Source organism: Corynebacterium mendelii, assembly GCF_017307055.1.
Classification (GTDB): domain Bacteria; phylum Actinomycetota; class Actinomycetes; order Mycobacteriales; family Mycobacteriaceae; genus Corynebacterium; species Corynebacterium mendelii.
This window is the reverse complement of sequence record NZ_JAFLEQ010000014.1, coordinates 97,786-116,400: the sequence shown is the minus strand read 5'-3', so window position 1 is coordinate 116,400 and position 18,615 is coordinate 97,786. Positions and strand designations below refer to the sequence as shown.

At 63.6% G+C, this 18,615-nt stretch carries 12 protein-coding genes; 6 read left to right on the top strand and 6 right to left on the bottom strand.

Annotated elements, in window-relative coordinates; translation table 11 throughout:
* Nucleotides 1–1,426, top strand: a 1,426-nt coding sequence (locus JZY06_RS07860) for an OPT family oligopeptide transporter (protein ID WP_242516832.1), incomplete at its 5' end; no start/stop codon positions are given.
* A gap of 458 nt (nt 1,427–1,884) precedes the next feature.
* Here the strand turns inward: JZY06_RS07860 and JZY06_RS07855 are convergent.
* Nucleotides 1,885–2,592, bottom strand: coding sequence for a FadR/GntR family transcriptional regulator (locus JZY06_RS07855; RefSeq protein ID WP_330617197.1), 708 nt, complete (start codon nt 2,590–2,592; stop codon nt 1,885–1,887).
* Between the two features lie 799 nt (nt 2,593–3,391).
* On the opposite strand from JZY06_RS07855, the gene JZY06_RS07850 reads away from it, so the two are divergent.
* Nucleotides 3,392–4,027, top strand: a complete 636-nt coding sequence (locus JZY06_RS07850; RefSeq protein WP_207279004.1) for a gluconokinase — start codon at nt 3,392–3,394, stop codon at nt 4,025–4,027.
* Nucleotides 4,028–4,276: 249 nt separating this feature from the next.
* Complete coding sequence (locus JZY06_RS07845) at nt 4,277–7,681, top strand: pyruvate carboxylase (protein ID WP_207279003.1); 3,405 nt, start codon at nt 4,277–4,279, stop codon at nt 7,679–7,681.
* 98 nt (nt 7,682–7,779) lie between these two features.
* Here JZY06_RS07845 and JZY06_RS07840 read toward each other — a convergent pair whose 3' ends face one another.
* A complete protein-coding gene (locus JZY06_RS07840; protein ID WP_207279002.1) occupies nt 7,780–8,481 on the bottom strand; it encodes a TetR/AcrR family transcriptional regulator in 702 nt (233 codons plus the stop codon).
* A 520-nt stretch (nt 8,482–9,001) separates the two neighbouring features.
* Between JZY06_RS07840 and JZY06_RS07835 the strand changes: the two genes are divergently transcribed.
* On the top strand, nt 9,002–10,840 hold the full coding sequence (locus tag JZY06_RS07835) for an ABC transporter ATP-binding protein (RefSeq protein WP_207279001.1): 1,839 nt from the start codon (nt 9,002–9,004) through the stop codon (nt 10,838–10,840).
* Between the two features lie 2 nt (nt 10,841–10,842).
* Nucleotides 10,843–12,594 carry an ABC transporter ATP-binding protein gene (locus JZY06_RS07830; RefSeq protein ID WP_242516831.1) on the top strand — a complete coding sequence of 584 codons (1,752 nt, stop codon included), beginning with the start codon at nt 10,843–10,845 and terminating at the stop codon, nt 12,592–12,594.
* 105 nt (nt 12,595–12,699) lie between these two features.
* On the opposite strand, the gene JZY06_RS07825 is transcribed toward JZY06_RS07830, so the two are convergent.
* The 4 genes from JZY06_RS07825 to JZY06_RS07810 all read right to left on the bottom strand — a co-directional run bounded on the left by JZY06_RS07825 (nt 12,700) and on the right by JZY06_RS07810 (nt 17,006).
* Complete coding sequence (locus tag JZY06_RS07825; RefSeq protein WP_207279000.1) at nt 12,700–13,119, bottom strand: hypothetical protein; 420 nt, start codon at nt 13,117–13,119, stop codon at nt 12,700–12,702.
* 85 nt (nt 13,120–13,204) lie between these two features.
* The gene (locus JZY06_RS07820) at nt 13,205–13,762 is read right to left on the bottom strand and encodes a DUF1707 SHOCT-like domain-containing protein (protein WP_207278999.1); all 558 of its coding nucleotides are present in this window, start codon (nt 13,760–13,762) and stop codon (nt 13,205–13,207) included.
* Nucleotides 13,763–13,900: 138 nt separating this feature from the next.
* Complete coding sequence (locus JZY06_RS07815; RefSeq protein ID WP_207279025.1) at nt 13,901–15,679, bottom strand: ATP-binding protein; 1,779 nt, start codon at nt 15,677–15,679, stop codon at nt 13,901–13,903.
* 418 nt (nt 15,680–16,097) lie between these two features.
* Nucleotides 16,098–17,006, bottom strand: coding sequence for a sulfurtransferase (locus JZY06_RS07810; RefSeq protein ID WP_207278998.1), 909 nt, complete (start codon nt 17,004–17,006; stop codon nt 16,098–16,100).
* Between the two features lie 487 nt (nt 17,007–17,493).
* Between JZY06_RS07810 and JZY06_RS07805 the strand changes: the two genes are divergently transcribed.
* The gene (locus JZY06_RS07805; protein WP_207278997.1) at nt 17,494–18,552 is read left to right on the top strand and encodes a Cj0069 family protein; all 1,059 of its coding nucleotides are present in this window, start codon (nt 17,494–17,496) and stop codon (nt 18,550–18,552) included.
* Nucleotides 18,553–18,615: the final 63 nt, after the last annotated feature.

The window sequence follows — 18,615 nt, the reverse complement described above, 5'->3', positions numbered from 1 at the left end:
CGGTGCCACCACCCTCGGCTCCTCGCTGTCGCTGGCCCTGATCGGTGTCGGCCACCTGGTCGGCCCCGCCGTCGGTATCGCCATGATCGTCGGCCTGGTGATCTCATTTTTCATCCTCCTGCCGATCTACTCGGCCGGGGAACTGGCCGGTGTGCTCGACCCCGATATTGTCGACACGACCTTCAGCCAGGACATCCGCTTCATCGGCGCCGGGGCGATGGCGGTCGCCGCGGTGTGGACACTGCTGAAAATCATCGGCCCCATCGCCAAAGGCATCAAAGCTTCCCTGGCATCCTCCCGCACCCGGTCCTCCGGTGGAGTGGTGCCGGTGGTTGAACGCGACATCCCCTTCCCGGTGGTTGCCGGGGTGACCGTCGCCTCGATGATCCCGGTCGGCCTTCTTCTGTGGCTGTTTGTCAAAGACACCCCGATCGCCCACCACACCACCGGACTGATCCTGCTGTCGATCATCTACACCCTGCTGCTCGGCCTGCTCATCGCCTCGGTGTGCGGCTACATGGCCGGTCTGATCGGTGCCTCGAACTCGCCGATCTCCGGTGTGGGCATCATCGTGGTGATCACCGCGGCACTGCTGATCAAAATGGTCACCGGCAACGAATCCCAGACCCACCCGGATGCGCTGATCGCCTACACGCTGTTTACCGCCTCGGTGGTCTTCGGTATCGCCACGATCTCCAACGACAACCTGCAGGATCTGAAAACCGGCCAGCTGGTCGGCGCCACCCCGTGGAAACAGCAGGTGGCCCTGATCCTCGGTGTGCTGTTCGGCTCCGCGGTCATTCCGCCGATCCTGCAGCTGATGTTCACCGCTTTCGGTTTCGTCGGCATGGAAGGTGCCGGGCCCGATGCCCTGGCCGCCCCGCAGGCCGCGCTGATGTCGTCTGTGGCCCAGGGAATTTTCGGTGACTCCCTCGACTGGTCCCTGGTGGGCCTGGGCTGCCTGATCGGCTGCGGCGTCGTCATCGTCGATGAGGTGCTGGGTAAAACCACCGGCCGGTTCCGGCTTCCCCCGCTGGCCGTCGGCATGGGCATGTACCTGCCTGTCAGTTTGACCCTGATCATCCCGATCGGCGCCTTCCTCGGTGTGTTCTACGACCGCTGGGCCGACAAACAATCCAACTCCGGCGGCAAGAAGCGTCTCGGCGTGCTCATGGCCACCGGTTTGATCGTCGGTGAATCCCTCTACGGTGTGCTCAACGCCGGTGTTATCGCCGGTTCCGGCAACCCGTCCCCGATCGGTATCTTCCCGGATTCCTTTGCCGGGATCTCCAACTGGGTGGGCTTTGTGCTGTTCGCCGGTTTGATCCTTGTCTGCTACCGGTGGGTGCAGAACCTGTCGGCACAGCTGACTGTCCCGGTCACCGAAGACGGTGCCCCGGTCACCGGCAGTGTCGAACGCAAATAGAACATCCCTTTCTCCGGGGTGACCCGGAGCCCGGCCCCACGTCCACCGCATGACCGCGGTGGCCGTGGGGCCGGTTTTTTATCCGCAACAGCGGTTCAACACGCGGGGAAATTATCCCCAGGCAGAAAGTCCGGGTGGGCGGGAAACCCGCCGTCGGGAAGGCGCCGGTGGACAACCTGATGGGCCGGTGTTTCCCTGACTGCGGTTTTCCCCGGCTGTGGTTGACCCCTCCGGGTGTGACCGGCCGTGCCTTGTTGCGGCACCGGGGGAGCGGTGAACGCGTGGTGGCGGGGTGCCCTATGAGCGGGGTCCGCCGGTGGGGTGACAGCGGGCAGGACAGGCACAAAGACCCGGAAGGGGGAAACAAAAACCGCGCCCACCGGAAAAATCCGGTGGGCGCGGGTGGAAGGATATCCCCGCCGGGGCGGGGTGTCCCGGTGCGGAAAAAATCAGCGGCTCTATTTGTCGCCGAGGGCCTGGGCCACTTCGGTCAGCAGTGCCCGCGAGTGCATTTCAGCGGCGGCTTTGTCACCGCGGTTGATGGATTCAGCCAGCGCGGCATGGCGCTCCAGTGCTTCTTTGACCGGATGCGCCGGCTGCATGCCCAACTGTGTTCTGCCGTCCAGCACGGCGGCGACGGTGGGGGCCAGGGCGGCAAACATTTCGTTGCGGGAAGCCTTGAGGATCAGGGTGTGGAACTCGATGTCGGCCATGAGGAACTCATGGGAGTCACCGCGCCCGGAATCACCCAGATGCTGCAGCAGTTTAGCCAGTTCAACGATTCTTTCCCGGGCTTCCTCGGAGGCGTGCTGGGCCATGGCGGAGGCGGCCACCGGTTCGACTGCGGTGCGCAGTTCGGTCAGTGACTGCAGCTGCCTGGCGCGCTCGTGGTGATTGTCCAGACGCCACCGGATGATCGCGGAATCAAACACAGCCCAGTCGCTTTGCGGGCGGACGGTGATGCCGACCCGGCGGGAGGACGAGACCATGTTCAGCTGCTCCAGGGCACGCATCGCTTCCCGGGCGACGGTGCGGGAGATATCGAATCTGGAACAGATGTCGTTGAGGGTGAATGTGTCGCCCTCGCTCAAACGGCCGTCGACAATGTCGCAGCCAAGCTGGTTGAGAACTGTCTCGAGCAGGGGAAGGGTGTGTGACTTCGGCACGGGAAACCGCCTAACGGTGAATGAAGGGCTGCCGCTGTAAAAAACCGTGTCGCCGGAACCGGGGTCCGGCGCACTGATCCCGCAGCGTCTGCTGCTGCGGCGGCAGGAAATCATCGGTGAAAGCGGCGTACGGCACAGGGCCGACGGTCGTTGGGGGAAAATCAGGAAAAACCTGCAAAGACCGGTGATTTCGTATTCAACTAGACATTACCCGATCAAAGGGAGCATATGCGACTAAAGGGGTGGTGGTATCTTTGCGGCTCCCCGTCGCGGCGGTGGGGTGGGGGTGGCGCCATTCACCATTATTTGATGCGAAAATATGACTTTTCAATCACCGGCACTATCCTTAAGTGGGCGGTGTCGTCCGGACAGTCCCCCGGTGGGATCCCTAATCCGCCCGCGACGGGCCGGAACCGGTCGGCACCTGCCGACTCTCAACCTCTGATACCCGCCCACGACAAGGAGTCGCCATGTCCGGGACGATGACATCGTGCATTGCGGCCGCATCCGGACAGACTGTGCCGTCAGGCCGTATTGACGGCCGTCGTGACCCGCACGGTATGCCGGTGGCGGGGGTGGAGACCCCCACTGCCGGACCCGTCACCCCCATGTCGGTGGGTCATACCAATAGCTGATCGGCGACAGGTTTTCCGCCCTGATCTGTGCGGTGGGTGGGTGACCGGCCGCCCGGGGCCCGGAAGAAAAAACCGGCCGCCGGCCGTCGCCGCAGACATTTCAGCCACCATTTACCACCCACCCACAGATGCCGGATGATCCGGCAGACGGACAAGGCAACACCATGACAGGAATCCGCGCACAGGCCACCGTGGCCTTCCCGGCCGTGGGCAGGGCGGGTGGACACCCTGCCTGCCACGGGCGGGGTGGGCCACTGCACATTGTTGTCATGGGGGTCTCGGGGGCGGGGAAAACCACCATCGGGCACTGCCTGGCGGACATGCTGGCCGCCCGTTTCGCCGACGGCGATGACTTTCACCCGGATGCCAGTATCGCGAAAATGTCGGGCGGTATCCCGCTGACCGATGATGACCGGCAACCGTGGCTGGCACGCCTGGCGGCGCACATGACCGGTGTCGGCGCCACCGGCGGCAGTTGCGTCATCGCCTGCTCGGCGCTGCGCCGCTGCTACCGGGATATTCTGCGCACCGCACCCGGGCGGGTGGTATTTGTCCATCTGACCCTGCCCCGCGAGGTCGTCGCCGAACGTCTGGTCGGTCGGCTGGGGCATTTCATGCCGTTGTCGCTGCTGCCCAGCCAGTTGGCCGCGCTGGAGGGGTTGACGGACGACGAAGCCGGCATCACCATGGCCAACAGCGGCAGTCCGGATACCGTCGCCGCCGGGATTATCGACGCCCTGGGGCTCCGGGACCGCCGCCGGGCAGCCGCCGGAAAACCCCGAGAAATGGGGGTGGAATGAGAAAAATATTTTCGACCACTGCCCGGTCGCAGGTGTAGTGCGGGGTTGATGTTGTCCGTTTCGGCCGTTGCTCGCTGATAGATTCATATCTGTCTCCGGCCCCGGTGCGTGCACCGCCTGTTTCCGGCACCTGCCCCGGGGAATCACCGGTGGGGCCGGTGCCGGGTGCATCCGGCATCCCGCCGCCGGGCCGAGAAACCCATTCCCCGCAATCCCCACCCCCATACCTGATGAAAACGCTGAACTGACATGCTCAAAAAAATTCTTGTCGCCAACCGTGGTGAAATAGCCGTCCGCGCCTTCCGTGCGGCCTACGAAGTGGGGGCGGCCACCGTCGCCGTCTACCCGATCGAGGACCGCAACTCCTTCCACCGGGCTTTCGCCAGCGAAGCCCACCGCATCGGGGAGGGTGATTCGCCGGTCAAGGCCTACCTCAATATCGACGAGATGATCCGGGCGGCCGAACAATCCGGGGCCGACGCCATCTACCCCGGCTACGGCTTTTTGTCCGAAAACGCGGTGCTGGCGAAAAAATGCGCCGACAAGGGCATCATCTTCATCGGCCCCACCCCCCAGGTGCTGGAATTGACCGGCGACAAATCAGCCGCCGTGCATGCCGCCGCAGCCGCGGGCCTGCCGATCCTCAACGACTCCGCGCCCACCGCCGACATCGATGAACTGGTGGCAATGTCGGCGAGCATGACATACCCGCTGTTTGCCAAAGCCGTGGCCGGCGGCGGCGGGCGGGGCATGCGTTTCGTCCCCTCGGCCGACGTGCTGGCGGACCTGGCCGCCGAAGCTTCCCGGGAAGCGCACTCCGCGTTCGGTGACCCGAGTGTCTACCTGGAACAGGCGGTGATCAAACCACAGCACATCGAAGTGCAGATTCTGGCCGATACCCACGGCAATGTGGTGCACCTTTTCGAACGTGACTGCTCGTTGCAGCGCCGCCACCAAAAAGTCGTCGAAATTGCGCCCTCGCAGCACCTGGACGAGAGGTTGCGGGAAAAAATCTGCGCGGACGCGGTGGCGTTTGCCAAACACATCAACTACACCGGGGCGGGCACGGTCGAATTCCTGGTTGATGAACAGGGGCGTCACGTGTTCATCGAAATGAACCCCCGCATCCAGGTCGAGCACACCGTCACCGAGGAAATCACCGGCATCGACATTGTCAAAGCCCAGATGCGCATCGCCGCCGGTGACTCCCTGCCCGATATGGGGATTACCCAGGAGTCGGTGCAGATCAGGGGAGTGGCCCTGCAGTGCCGCATCACCACCGAGGACCCGAACAACGGATTCCGCCCCGACACCGGTATTGTCACCGCCTACCGCAGCCCCGGTGGTGCCGGTGTACGCCTGGACGGTGCAGCGCAGCTGGGCGGGGAAATCACCGCCCATTTTGATTCCATGCTGGTAAAAATGACCTGCCGGGGGCGGGATTTCGCGGCAGCGGTCACCCGGGCGCGCCGGGCACTGAATGAATTCACCGTCGCCGGTGTCGCCACCAACATCGGATTCCTGCGCGCGCTGTTGAAAGAACCCGACTTCACGGGAAAACGCATCGACACCTCGTTCATTGACATCCACCCGTGGCTGCTGCAGGCCCCGCCGGCCGACGATGAGGCGGGGCTGGTGCTCAACTACCTGGCCTCAACCACAGTCAACCGGCCGCACGGCAACCGGCCGGTGGCCCCGGTACCGGAAGACAAACTGCCGGCAATCGACCTGCAGGCCCCGCTGCCCGAAGGATCCCGGGACCGGTTGAAAAAACTGGGCCCGGCCAGATTCGCCGAGCAGCTGCGCGCCCAACAACCGGTCGCCCTGACCGAAACGACGTTCCGTGATGCCCACCAGTCACTGCTGGCCACCCGGGTGAGATCCTCGGCCCTGGTTTCAGCCGCCCGGGTCACCGCACGCACCACCCCGCAGCTGTTGTCGGTGGAAGCCTGGGGCGGGGCAACCTACGATGTGGCGCTGCGCTTTCTCCACGAAGACCCGTGGGCGCGGCTTGATGCGCTGCGGCAGGCCATGCCCAACATCAATATCCAGATGCTGCTGCGCGGCCGCAACACCGTCGGCTACACCCCCTACCCGGATACCGTCTGCACCGCATTCGTCGATGAGGCGGCCCGCTCCGGCATCGACATCTTCCGGATTTTCGATGCCCTCAACGATGTCTCCCAGATGAAACCGGCCATTGATGCGGTGCTGTCCACCGGCACCGCCGTCGCCGAGGTCGCCATGGCCTACTCGGGGGATATGACCGACCCGGGGGAAAACATCTACACCCTCGACTACTACCTGCGGCTGGCGGAAGAAATCGTCGCCACCGGCGCGCATATCCTGGCGGTCAAAGACATGGCCGGTCTGCTGCGGCCCCAGGCGGCCCGGCAACTGGTCACCGCACTGCGCACAAACTTCGACCTGCCGGTGCACATCCACACCCACGACACCGCCGGCGGACAGTTGGCCACCTATATGGCGGCCGTGGTCGCCGGTGCCGACGCCATCGACGGGGCGGCCGCCCCCTTGTCCGGCACCACCTCCCAGCCGTCGCTGTCGGCCATTGTCGCCGCCCTGGCCCACACCGAACTGGATCCCGGTATCAGCCTTGATGCGGTCTGCGACATGGAACCCTACTGGGAAGCCGTCCGCAAGGTCTACGCCCCCTTCGAATCCGGAACCCCGGGGCCGACGGGCCGTGTGTACCGGCACGAAATCCCCGGCGGGCAGCTGTCGAATCTGCGTGCACAGGCTCAAGCCCTCGGCCTGGCCGACCGTTTCGAACTCGTCGAGGACTACTACGCCGCAGTCAACGAGATGCTGGGCCGCCCCACCAAAGTCACCCCGTCGTCGAAAGTGGTCGGTGACCTGGCACTACACCTGGTCGGCGCGAATGTGGATCCGGCGGATTTCGTCGCCGACCCGCAGAAATACGACATCCCCGATTCGGTGATCGCTTTCCTACGCGGGGAACTGGGCACCCCGCCCGGCGGCTGGCCGGAACCGTTGCGCAGCAGGGCGTTGCAGGGCAGGGCCGACCGGCCGACGGCAACGGCCACCATCAGCCACGACGATGAAGTGAATTTGGCCTCCGGTAACGCGGCGACCCGCCGGGCCACCCTGGACCGGCTGCTGTTTGCCGGACCGGCCAAAGAACTGGCCGACCACCGGCTGATCAACGGCGATACCACGGTGCTTGACGACAACAAGTTCTTCTACGGACTCTACGAAGGTGAGGAAGACACCGTCCGGTTGGCCGACGGCCGGGAATTCACCGTCCGTCTGGATGCTGTCGGGGAACCGGACGCGAAAGGCATGTGCACCGTGGTGTGCACCGTCAACGGGCAAATCCGTCCCGTGCGGGTGCGTGACACCTCCGCCGCCACCGATGTCCCCGAGGCGGAAAAAGCCGACCCGGACAATGCAGGTCATGTTCCCGCGCCCTTCGCCGGAGTGGTCAGTGCCAGCGTCAGCGAAGGCGACACCGTCAACGCCGGTGACCCGGTGGCGGTCATTGAAGCCATGAAAATGGAGGCCACCATCACCGCGCCGGTGGCCGGAACCATCAGCCGGGTGGTTGTCGGTGCAGCGGTGAAAGTCGAAGGCGGTGACCTTCTGGTGGTCATCGACCCGGACGGCCAACACTAGGGGAACACACCGGCGGAACAACAACCCGGATCATCCCGCCGCTGCGCGCCGCGGTCACCCGGAAGCGGGAAGGATGATCCGGGTCCGGTCGGGTTGTCCTAGCCGGTGAAGTCACCGGCGGGAACAGACGGCCGGGCCTCTGCTGCCGGAAGCCGGGTGGCTCCGGCCGGATCAGCGGTCGTGATCACCGGCGTGGACGGGCGGTTGTCGCCCAGCGAGGTGATGAGGAAATCAAGTTTGACCGACAGATAGTCCCGCTGCCAGGTGGCCGGATCCGCGGGACGGGCGTAGCCGGGGGCATCGCCGGTCCGCCCGTTGTCGTCGGCCGGGCCGGGAATGGCATCGATGACTTTGTGGGTTCCCACCACACAGTCGCCGACCACCGCCAGGGCGAAGCTGGCCTGCCGGTCGGTGAAGCCGTGGGCGACAAGCTGGTCGCGTACCCCGGCCAGATGCGGGGTGAACGCGGCGGTGGTACCGGGGGCGGTTAACAGCACACTGCTGAAACCGGGATAGCTTTCACAGATCCCCCACAGCCGGTCGGCGAAATCGCGCAGGACCTCCTGCCAGCTGCCGTGTCCGGGCAGCAGGGGAGTCAACGAGGCGATTTTCTCCACCGCCAGCACCACCAGGTCGGTGCGGTCATTGACCAGACGGTACAACGCCGAGGAACGCACCCCCACTTCTTTGGCCACTGCCGCGACAGTGATATCGAGCAACCCGACCTTCAGGCCGGCCGCCCCGAGCGAGTCTTTGTTGAATACCGGTTTCCGCCCGATTCGCGATGGTGCAGCAGTCATACACCGTATTTTTTCACCCGCGGTCGAAGTGTGCACGCAGCAGGGGACACCAGATTCGGCGCTGCCGCCACGGCGGTGGGGTGTGCCGGATTTCCCGCGGGGGAGTCCGTTATGTGTCGGCGCACCCCGGTTGCCACCCCCGGGCTGGCCCGGGAACAAAAGACAGCGATCCCCATCGGCCAAAAGTAAATGACTATCATTACCAGTAGCATATTGTTGACTCAACAAGTGTGGGAATGGTCATTCGGCGACACACCCGACAGGCGGCGCAATACAGCGGCACGGTACCGACCGGGGGCCGGCCCGAAAATGGGGGTGGTGCAGGTGTGCTACAGGGATGTATCACATATGACGCGCGGGGGTGGGAAATGGTGGAACATTGTTCTAGTAATTGCGCGCGAACTGTTCCCTTTTGTCCGGCAGAAGGCTAGCCTTGGCTGTGGTGCCGTACTGACCGGGTGCGGCGTGCCCGCACCTGAAGCGGGAAGCAACGCTTGCGGATAAGGGAAGGACAAGCAGCATGAAATCCACTGTGGCGACTGATCCACCGGATACCGGGCAACCGGCTGATCCGCACACACTCAAACAGGAGCGGGCGGAAGGAAAACAGGCCCTCAAGGAACTGATGCGGCCGCTGCAGGGCAAGATTTACCTCGCCCAGGCGCTGGCGGCCGTGGCCGCGGTGCTGACGGTGGTTCCGTTTTGGGCGTTGGTTGCCATTGGCAATGAATTCATGCAGGCAGGCAACGGGCCGGTCGACTCATCCAGGGTATGGACCCTGGTGGCGATACTGACCGGGGCCATGGTCGTCAAGGCCGCACTCGGAATACTTGCCGGGGGAATCACCCACGCCGTGGATGCCGAACTCAATGCCGCCATCCGCGACGATATGGTCGAGGCTTTGTCGAAAGCCCCACTGTCGTGGTTTACGGCCACCAATTCCGGTCGGGTCCGCAAATCACTGCAGGACGATCTGGCACAGGTTCACATGCTCATCGCCCATCAACCGGTGGATGGTGTCATGGCCTCGGTGACCCCGGTGGTGCTGCTGGCCTATTCGTTCATCATTGACTGGCGGCTGGGCCTTTTGACGGTGGCGACGCTGCCGATCTACTTCGCCTTCATGTACTGGATGATGCACGATATGGGGGAAAAGACCGTCGAAATGGATGCCCGCCTGGACGAGGTGTCCTCGCAGATGGTGCAGTACATCTCCGGTATCTCGGTGGTGAAAGCTTTCGGCCAGGTCGGCAAAGCCCACGCGTCCTACCGGCAGGCTGCCCGCAAATTCACCGAGATGTACCGCAACTGGGTGGGGCCGATGCTGGTCGGCTCGGGGGTCAGCTACGCGCTGATTTCCGTGCCGGTCCTGCTCGCGGTCATGCTCGGCGGCGGTCTGTGGCTGCACAATATGGGCTATGTCACCGCCCCGCAGATCCTGGCCGCCACGCTGATCTGCTTCATCATTCCGCAGGCCGTCAACTCCATGGGCGGTTCAGTCTGGATCTACCAGATTGCCGGGGCGGCGGCATTGCGCATCAAACGTACCCTGGATACCCCGGAACTCGACTACACCGACAATTCGAAAACCCCGGACGGCCATGACATTGAGTTTGATCATGTCAGCTATTCCTTCGGCCAGAACCTGGCCGTTGATGATGTCAGCTTCCACCTCGACGAAGCGACGGTGACCGCGCTGGTGGGACCGTCGGGCTCGGGAAAGTCAACCATTGCAACCCTGGTGGCCCGTTTCGACGACCCCGACTCGGGAACGGTGCGGCTGGGGGGAACAGACGTGTCGGAGATGGCGGAAAACACCCTCTACCGGCATGTGGGTTTCGTCCTGCAGGATCCCCAGCTGCTGGACACCACCATCGCGGAAAATATCCGGCTGGCCAAACCTGAAGCCACCATGGACGAGATCGTGGCAGCCGCCAAAGACGCCAATATCGACCACGTCATCCAGGCCCTGCCGCACGGCTACGACACCGAACTCGGTGACATCAGCCTGTCCGGCGGCCAACAGCAGCGCATCGCCATTGCCCGGGCCCTGATCGGGGACTGCCCGGTGCTGATTCTCGACGAAGCGACGGCTTTTTCCGATCCGGAATCCGAAGCGGAGATCCAGCGGGCACTCAACCGGCTGGTGAAGGGCAAAACAGTGCTGGTGATCGCCCACCGGCCCGAATCGGTCACCGGTGCCGACCGGATCATCGTTGTCGATCGGGGCAGGATCGTCGCCAACGGAACCCCGGAACAGGTAAAAGACAATCCGCTCTATTCTGCGCTGTTCACCCACGCCAGGTGCGGGGACGATGCGGCCCCCAGCCGGGATACCACCACTGACGGGAAGGATTAGCCATGGCTGTGCAATTCATCAAGGTGCTCGACCAGTCGCGGACAATGTGTTCGCAACCCGAACGCGTCGACAAGGCCGTCCGCATCGCCGCCCTGCAAGGCGTGGTTGAGGGGCTGGCTTTGATGGCTCTCATCCCCGCGGTGAGCGCCTTCGCCACCTCGGGTCCTTTTATGGGGTTGGGGGCACTGGGCTGGTTCGGAATCAGCGTGGTGCTGGCGGTTATCGGCTTCTGGGTGGCCTACCGGCGCAATATGGCCGGCTACGCGGTGGGTTTGGATTTCATCGAAACCGTCCATGAGCGGGTCGGCGACCAGATTTCCCGGTTGCCGCTGGGCTGGTTCAAAGCCCCGACCGCGGGCGCACTGTCGAAAATGGTGGCCAACGATTTGATGATGGCCGGGGAACTGGTGGTCCATTCCCTTGTCGCTCTGGTCACAAACAGTGTGGCCGTGGTGGTGATTTGTCTCGCCAGCTGGCTGGTCAACATCTGGCTGGGACTTGCCTTCACCCTGGTGGTGCCGATCTATGTGGCGCTGCAGGTTTTTGCCTCGAAAATGCACTCGAAGGGAAAAACGATCACCGAACCCGCGGAGCAGGATCTGGCCAGCAGGCTGATCGAGATGAGCCGCCGCCAGCAGGCCCTGCGCTCCTGCGGGCAATCCCGCACCTACCATAAATTGGAGCAGTCCACCCGCCAGTGGCTGGAGAAAAAACAGGAGGGCGCCCGCTTTTCCGGCAGCGGGATGGTGGTCGCGAAAGTGGTCACCGAGATGATCGTGGCGGTGTTGATGGCGGTTGCTGTTGCCACTGCCCTCTACGGCGGCACCAGTCCGCTGGTGGCTATCGCCTACATCGGTATCGCCCTGCGGTACGCGCTGACCCTGCATGAACTGACTGACGCGGTCATGGCGCTGCAGGAACGCGAACAAACCACTTCGTTCATTGTTGATGTACTCACCGCGAATCCGCTGCCGGAACCGGCCGAACCGGCGGTGATCACCGATCCCGGTGCGGTTGAACTGTCTGATGTCACCTTCGGCTACATTCCCGGTGAAACAGTCATCGACGGGGTCAGTTTCTCCGCGGAACCGGCCACGATGGTGGCTTTGGTGGGGCCGTCCGGCTGCGGTAAAACAACTCTCGCACGGCTGATCAGCCGCTTTTGGGATGTTGACTCCGGTTCGGTGAAAGTCGGCGGGGTTGACGTGCGTGAGCAGACAACGCAGCAGCTGATGGCACAGCTGTCGATGGTGTTCCAGGACGTGTATCTGTTCGACGACACACTGCGGGAAAATGTGCGTATCGGACGCCAGGATGCCACGGACGAAGAAATCGAGCAGGCCGCGGCATTGGCCGGGGTCACCGAAATCGTCGATCGGCTTCCCGACGGCTGGGACAGCCGCGTCGGGGAAGGGGGCCGGGCGCTGTCCGGTGGTGAAAGGCAGCGGGTGTCCATCGCCCGTGCGCTGCTGAAGAAAGCACCCATTGTCCTTTTCGATGAAGCGACCAGCGCCCTGGATCCGGAAAACGAAAACAATATTCTCGCCTCCACCGAGCAGTTGCGCCGGCATTCCACGCTGATTGTCATCGCCCACAAACTGGACACCATCATGCGGGCGGACAAGATTGTGCAGTTGGACGGCAACGGACGGGTCGAGGACATCGGCACCCATGAACAGCTGCTTGCCCGTGACGGCCACTACAGGCGTTTCTGGCAGGCCCGGTCGGATGCCACCGGCTGGAAACTGGTCTAGGAAAACCGTCGCCCAGCTTCACGGGGCACCCAGCCCGGCGGCACGGGAACGTGCTGCCGGGCTGTGACCGTTGTTGCGGCGTCCCGCCCGGCGGATCACCGTCGCCTATGCGGTGGTGCCGCCGTGATCTCCGGCCGCGGCCGTTGTCAGCCCCAGCACGCCCTCGGCCCAGCGGGTAACCACCGAGACAGCTTCATCGGCCGCATCCTGGTAGGTTTTGCGCTCCAGATCATCGGGGTTGGGGACCAGTGTTGCGGGGTCACCGGCCGGTTGCCCGGTGATGGTGCAGGTGCCGTCCCCGTGGCGGACCAGGGTGATCAATGCCGCCATGTCGATGCAGGTTTGTTCACACGACGCCCAGGTGTAGACGGTGTCGCTCAACCAGTCGTGGCGTGCCCTGGTGACGAAATCGTCGTCAACTTCGTGTCCGAACACCGCCGCTAGTGCGGGCCGGTCGTCGATGCGGTCGTCGTCGTGCAGTGGCCGGATATAGAAACGGCCACCGTTGATGTCACTGGGTTGCATGAGATGTCTTTCTTGTACGGCCGCCCGTTACCGGCAGCGGGCGCACAGCTGCCCGCAGCTGCCGCCGGGGCGGGGGATATCCGTGTTACCGGTCGCGGAATGGGTCGAAGCTGTCGGTGCTGCCACGGACGCTGGAACCCAACTGTCTGATCTGTTCGGCGGAACGCTGCAGCATCGTCGGTGTGGGCTGGTACCAGGACGCCGGGCCGACTTTCATCACATAGAGCAAAATCCACACCACCGGGATGAGTAGGGCGGCGAAACCGAAACCGGGGACATTGATTCCGGAGATGGCCACCAGGCCGATGGTGGAAATCAGCGCGACACCCAACCGCTGGCTTTTTCCGCTGGCCCGCGGTTTGGTGATCTCGGGAAGGTTGAAACTGGTGCGCGTGACCTGCTGTGACTGTGTGGTGGCGGGCAGATTGCCCCGGTTGGTGAAAGCCTGGCGGGGAAGATCGGTGAACAGGTCGGTGATCTCCCCGCGGGTGGTGGCGGCACAGGCCAGCCTGGTGCGTTCGTCGAATTCGGAGACGGTCAAATACCCGGCGGCATACAGATCCTGCAGGCATTGCATCGCTTTGTCACGGTCGGCGTTACCGACCCGCAGATCACGGTTGTTGCCCTGGTTCATGCACGTCATGTTACCAGCGGGGGGCCGCAGGCGACCGGGTGTTTCGCTGTCAGCTGACGGCCCACAGCGACGACCCCCGTCCCAAGGGGCGGGGGTCGTCGGTTGCTGCCGGTGCGGGGTGCTCCAGGCGGTTCGGTCGGGGTGGGTTTACTTGATTTCCATCAGGACGGCACCCTTGTTGACACCGTCGCCTTCAGCGGCCGCCAGATCGGTGACGGTACCGGACTTGTGGGCCTTGACCGGGTTTTCCATCTTCATGGCCTCGAGAACAACCACGGTCTCGCCTTCCTCGACTTCCTGGCCTTCCTCGACATTGACCTTGATGATGGTGCCCTGCATGGGGGCTGCCACCGCATCACCGGAGACGGCTTTTTTGCCTGCGGCACGCTTTTTCTTGGTCTTCTTCTTCGCCCCGCCGGCGCCGCCACCGAGTGCCAGATCGCCGGGCAGAGCCACCTCGACGCGGCGGCCGTCGATTTCGACGACAACCTTCTGGGCGGGAACTTTCTCTTCGTCTTCCTCGGCGTCTGCCGGGTCGGCATACGGCGGAATCGGGTTGTCCCACTCTTCTTCGATCCACTTGGTGTAGACGTCGAAGCCGTTGTCGTCACCGACAAACGCCGGATTGTCGACAATGTGGCGGTGGAAGGGGATGGCCGTCGGCATGCCCTCGATGACGAACTCCTCCAACGCCCGGCGGGAACGCTGCAGGGCCTCTTCACGGGTCTCCCCGTAGACGATGAGTTTCGCCAGCATGGAGTCGAACTGGCCGCCGATAACCGATCCCAGTTTCACACCGGAATCCATGCGCACACCCGGCCCGGTGGGTTCTTTGTAGGTGACGATCGTGCCCGGGGCGGGCATGAAGTTCGAGCCTGCGTCTTCACCGTTGATACGGAACTCGAAGGCGTGGCCGCGCGGCTTGGGATCTTCTTTGTGCAGAATCTCCCGGCCCTCGGCGATGCGGAACTGCTCGCGAACCAGGTCAATGCCGGTGGTGACCTCCGTGACCGGGTGCTCGACCTGCAGGCGGGTGTTGACCTCGAGGAAGGAGATCAATCCGTCGGTTTTGTCGACCATGAACTCCACGGTGCCCGCACCGTAGTAGCCCGCTTCCCGGCAAATCGCCTTGGCCGACTCGTGCAGCCGGTGGCGCTGGTCGTCGGTGAGGAAGGGGGCGGGTGCCTCCTCCACCAGTTTCTGGAAGCGGCGCTGCAGGGTGCAGTCGCGGGTACCGGCGACAATGACATTGCCGTGCATGTCGGCAACCACCTGGCATTCGACGTGGCGGGCCTTGTCCAGGTAGCGCTCCACGAAACACTCACCACGGCCGAAGGCGGCGGTGGCTTCGCGGGTGGCGGATTCGAAAAGGTCTTTGACCTCTTCCATCTTGTGGGCGACCTTCATGCCGCGGCCACCGCCACCGAACGCGGCTTTGATGGCGATCGGCAGGCCGTGCTCCTTGGCGAAAGCCACCACATCCTCGGCGTCTTTGACCGGCTCTTTGGTGCCCGGGGCCATCGGGGCGTTGGCACGCAGCGCAATATGGCGGGCTGTGACTTTATCGCCCAGGTCGCGGATCGACTGCGGGGAAGGGCCGATCCAGATCAGGCCCGCGTTCTCCACGGCTTCGGCGAAGTCGCCGTTTTCGGAGAGGAAGCCGTAGCCGGGGTGGATGGCGTCGGCACCGGATTTTTTCGCGGCGTCGAGAATCTTGTCGAATACGAGATAGGTTTCGGCGGAGTTTTGTCCCCCCAGGGCGAATGCCTCATCGGCAAGTTCCACAAAGGGGGCGTCCTTGTCCGGGTCGGCGTAGACCGCCACCGACTTGATGCCGGCATCCTTGGCCGCACGGATCACCCGCACCGCGATCTCACCGCGGTTGGCGACCAGCACCTTGTTGATTTTCTTCGTCTCGACAGTCACAGACAACCCCTCCTCGAGGTTTGTTGAAAAATTCATGTGGCCCCACCCGGAAAGCGGGCAGGCGGCACACAGTGCCGTGGGCATCACGGACCACCTGCGGCCAGCTGTCCTGGAAGACGGCGGAGCCGGTCATACACGTCATTGTTGCATAAATGTGGCAGTGCTCATGTGCGAATAGGCGAACGCCGCCCGCCCGGCCGCACCGGCTTGCGTCCCGCCGTGCGGCGGTGGCTGCGGTGCTGGTCGGGGGGCGCCTTCACAGGCGCACGTCACTGCCCCCCATTGTTTCACAAGGCACACCTAGGCGTAGGGGATTTTATGTGCGGGGTTGTCCGGTCTGGGGGTGGAAAAGGGGGATACGTTTATGAATCGGGTGCCGATCGGGGCCGCTTAAGCGCGTGATTGAACACCGTTCAGGTTATGTGGCGGCACTGCCCGGCATATCCCCCGGTTCGCTACCCCTTGTCACCGGCATGCGCACCATATTGCCCCACTCGGCCCACGAGCCGTCGTAGTTGCGCACCGCAGGCCAGCCCAACAGATAGGTCAGCACAAACCAGGTCAGGGCGCTGCGCTCACCGAGCCGGCAGTAGACCACGGTGGGCTTTGTGGGGTCGGCTCCCGCTTGGGCGTAGAGCTTGTCCAGATCCTCGCGGGATTTGAAACGGCCGTTGGGGTGGACGGTTCGCCGCCAGGGCACCGATACGGCGGTGGGGATGTGGCCGCCGCGCATGGTGGCCACCGCCCCGTAGGAGTCATCCGGATTCGACTCGCCGGTGTATTCCTCTGGCAGGCGCACATCGACAATGGTGCCCCGGCCGATGTTGTCGAGCAGATCGGTGCAGAAAATACGGTGGGTGCTGTCATCGCGCACCGGAACGGGATAATTCGTCGGCGGGTAGTCGGGAACCACGAAACTGGTGTCGCGTTCCTCGGCCATCCAGGCGTCGCGGCCGCCGTTGAGCAGCCGTACATCCTCGTGGCCGAACATGGTGAACACCCAGAATGTGAACGCCGCCCACCAGTTGGATTGATCGCCGTAGATGACCACCGTGTCATCTTTGGCTATACCCTTGTCGTTCATCAGTGCGGCGAACTGCTCGCCGTCGATGAAATCGCGGGTCACCGGGTCGTTGAGATCCCGCCGCCAGTCGATGCGCACGGCGCCGGGGATATGCCCGATGTCATACAGCAGTGCGTCGGCATCCGATTCGACGACCTTCAAACCGTCGATGCCCAGCCGGGCCGACAGCCAGGAGGCACTGACCAGCCGGTCGGGATGGGCATAGTCGGCGAAAGCCGGATGTGGGTCGAAGGGAACGGTCATAATCGCCTGATCACACTTTCTTGATCGTCGGGGACAACGGGGCACTGCGACACTTCAGGGGTGGGCGGGGCCTGTCGGGGGCATGGGGGCCGGTCCGGCGGCATTCGCCCGGCGCCCACCGTACGCGCCGGGGGCTACCGGCTACCCATAGTAGTTCACTGCGCCACAGTCAGAGATAATTAAGACATTGGTCACACATGGCCTGCGGTTGGTGGTGGCATCTGCCCCCTGTCCCGGTGATCTGATGTGGTCCCCGGGTGTGGATTCCTCCCCGGCGGACCACCCCTGCGGGTGTGTGTTCCTTGTCATGTCTTTTCCACCCCGGCCCCATGGTGCAATCGTCTCACCTAACCTTGGGGGTGTTGCCGGGCCATCCCCGGTCCGCACACGGGGCTGGAGTGTGGTCGTCCGCATCTGGGGCAACCGCACAGGCACCAGCCCACCGCATCTGAAGCATCTGAAACAACACCCAAGGAGCACCATCCGCATGAAGAAAGCCATCGTCGTATTCGAGGTTGAGGGCGGCAGCGACAAGACCTTCAACGGCCACCGCAAAGACACGATGCCCATCGTGGAAGCCATCCGCGAAAAAGGCTGGGACTCGGAGGTCGTGTTCTACCGCCCCGAATGGGCCGACGCCATCTTCGACTACGTCTCCAAGAATTTCGGGGGCTACATCTCGCGTGTCAACCCCGGCAACATTCCCGGCGGCGAGAAGGGCTACTTCGATCTGCTGATGAAGCTCAGCGATCAAGCAGGGCTGGTGGGCATGTCGCGTCCCGACGAGATGATGTCCTACGGCGCCAAAGACGCCCTGGTCAAGCTCGCCCAGACCGACCTTGTTCCCGAGGACACCTACGCCTACTACGAGGTCGACGAGTTCCACAAGACCTTCCCGAAGTCGATCTCCTACGGTGAGCGCGTACTCAAGCAGAACCGCGGATCGACCGGTTCCGGCATTTGGCGTGTGCAGCTGGCCGACAAGGAACTGGCCGCCAAAGTTGAGCCCGGCACTGAACTGCCGCTGGACACCGAACTGAAATGCACCGAGGCCGTGGACAACCACACCGAGGTCAAAAAGCTCGGCGAGTTCATGGACTTCTGTGACCAGTACATCATCGGCGACAACGGCATGCTGGTCGATATGCGCTTCATGCCGCGCATCGTGGAAGGCGAAATCCGTATTCTTCTCGTCGGCCCGCACCCGGTGTTCGTGGTGCACAAAAAGCCGGCCGCCGGCGGCGACAACTTCTCGGCGACCCTGTTCTCCGGCGCGCAGTACACCTACGACAAGCCGGAAGCCTGGCAGGACCTGGTCGACATGTTTGCCGACGCCCGCCCGGTGATCGCCGAAAAGCTCGGCGGCGACAACATTCCGCTGATCTGGACCGCCGACTTCATGCTCGATGACGGCGACAACGGCGAGGACACCTACGTTCTCGGTGAGATCAACTGCTCCTGCGTCGGATTCACCTCCGAACTCGATATGGGTATCCAGCAGAAGGTGGCCGAAGAAGCCATCAAGCGCGTCGAGGCCAAGGCCTAGAGCACACGCACCACACCACAGAAGAGACCATCTGTGGGCTTTGTGGGATAACGACCAGGGCAC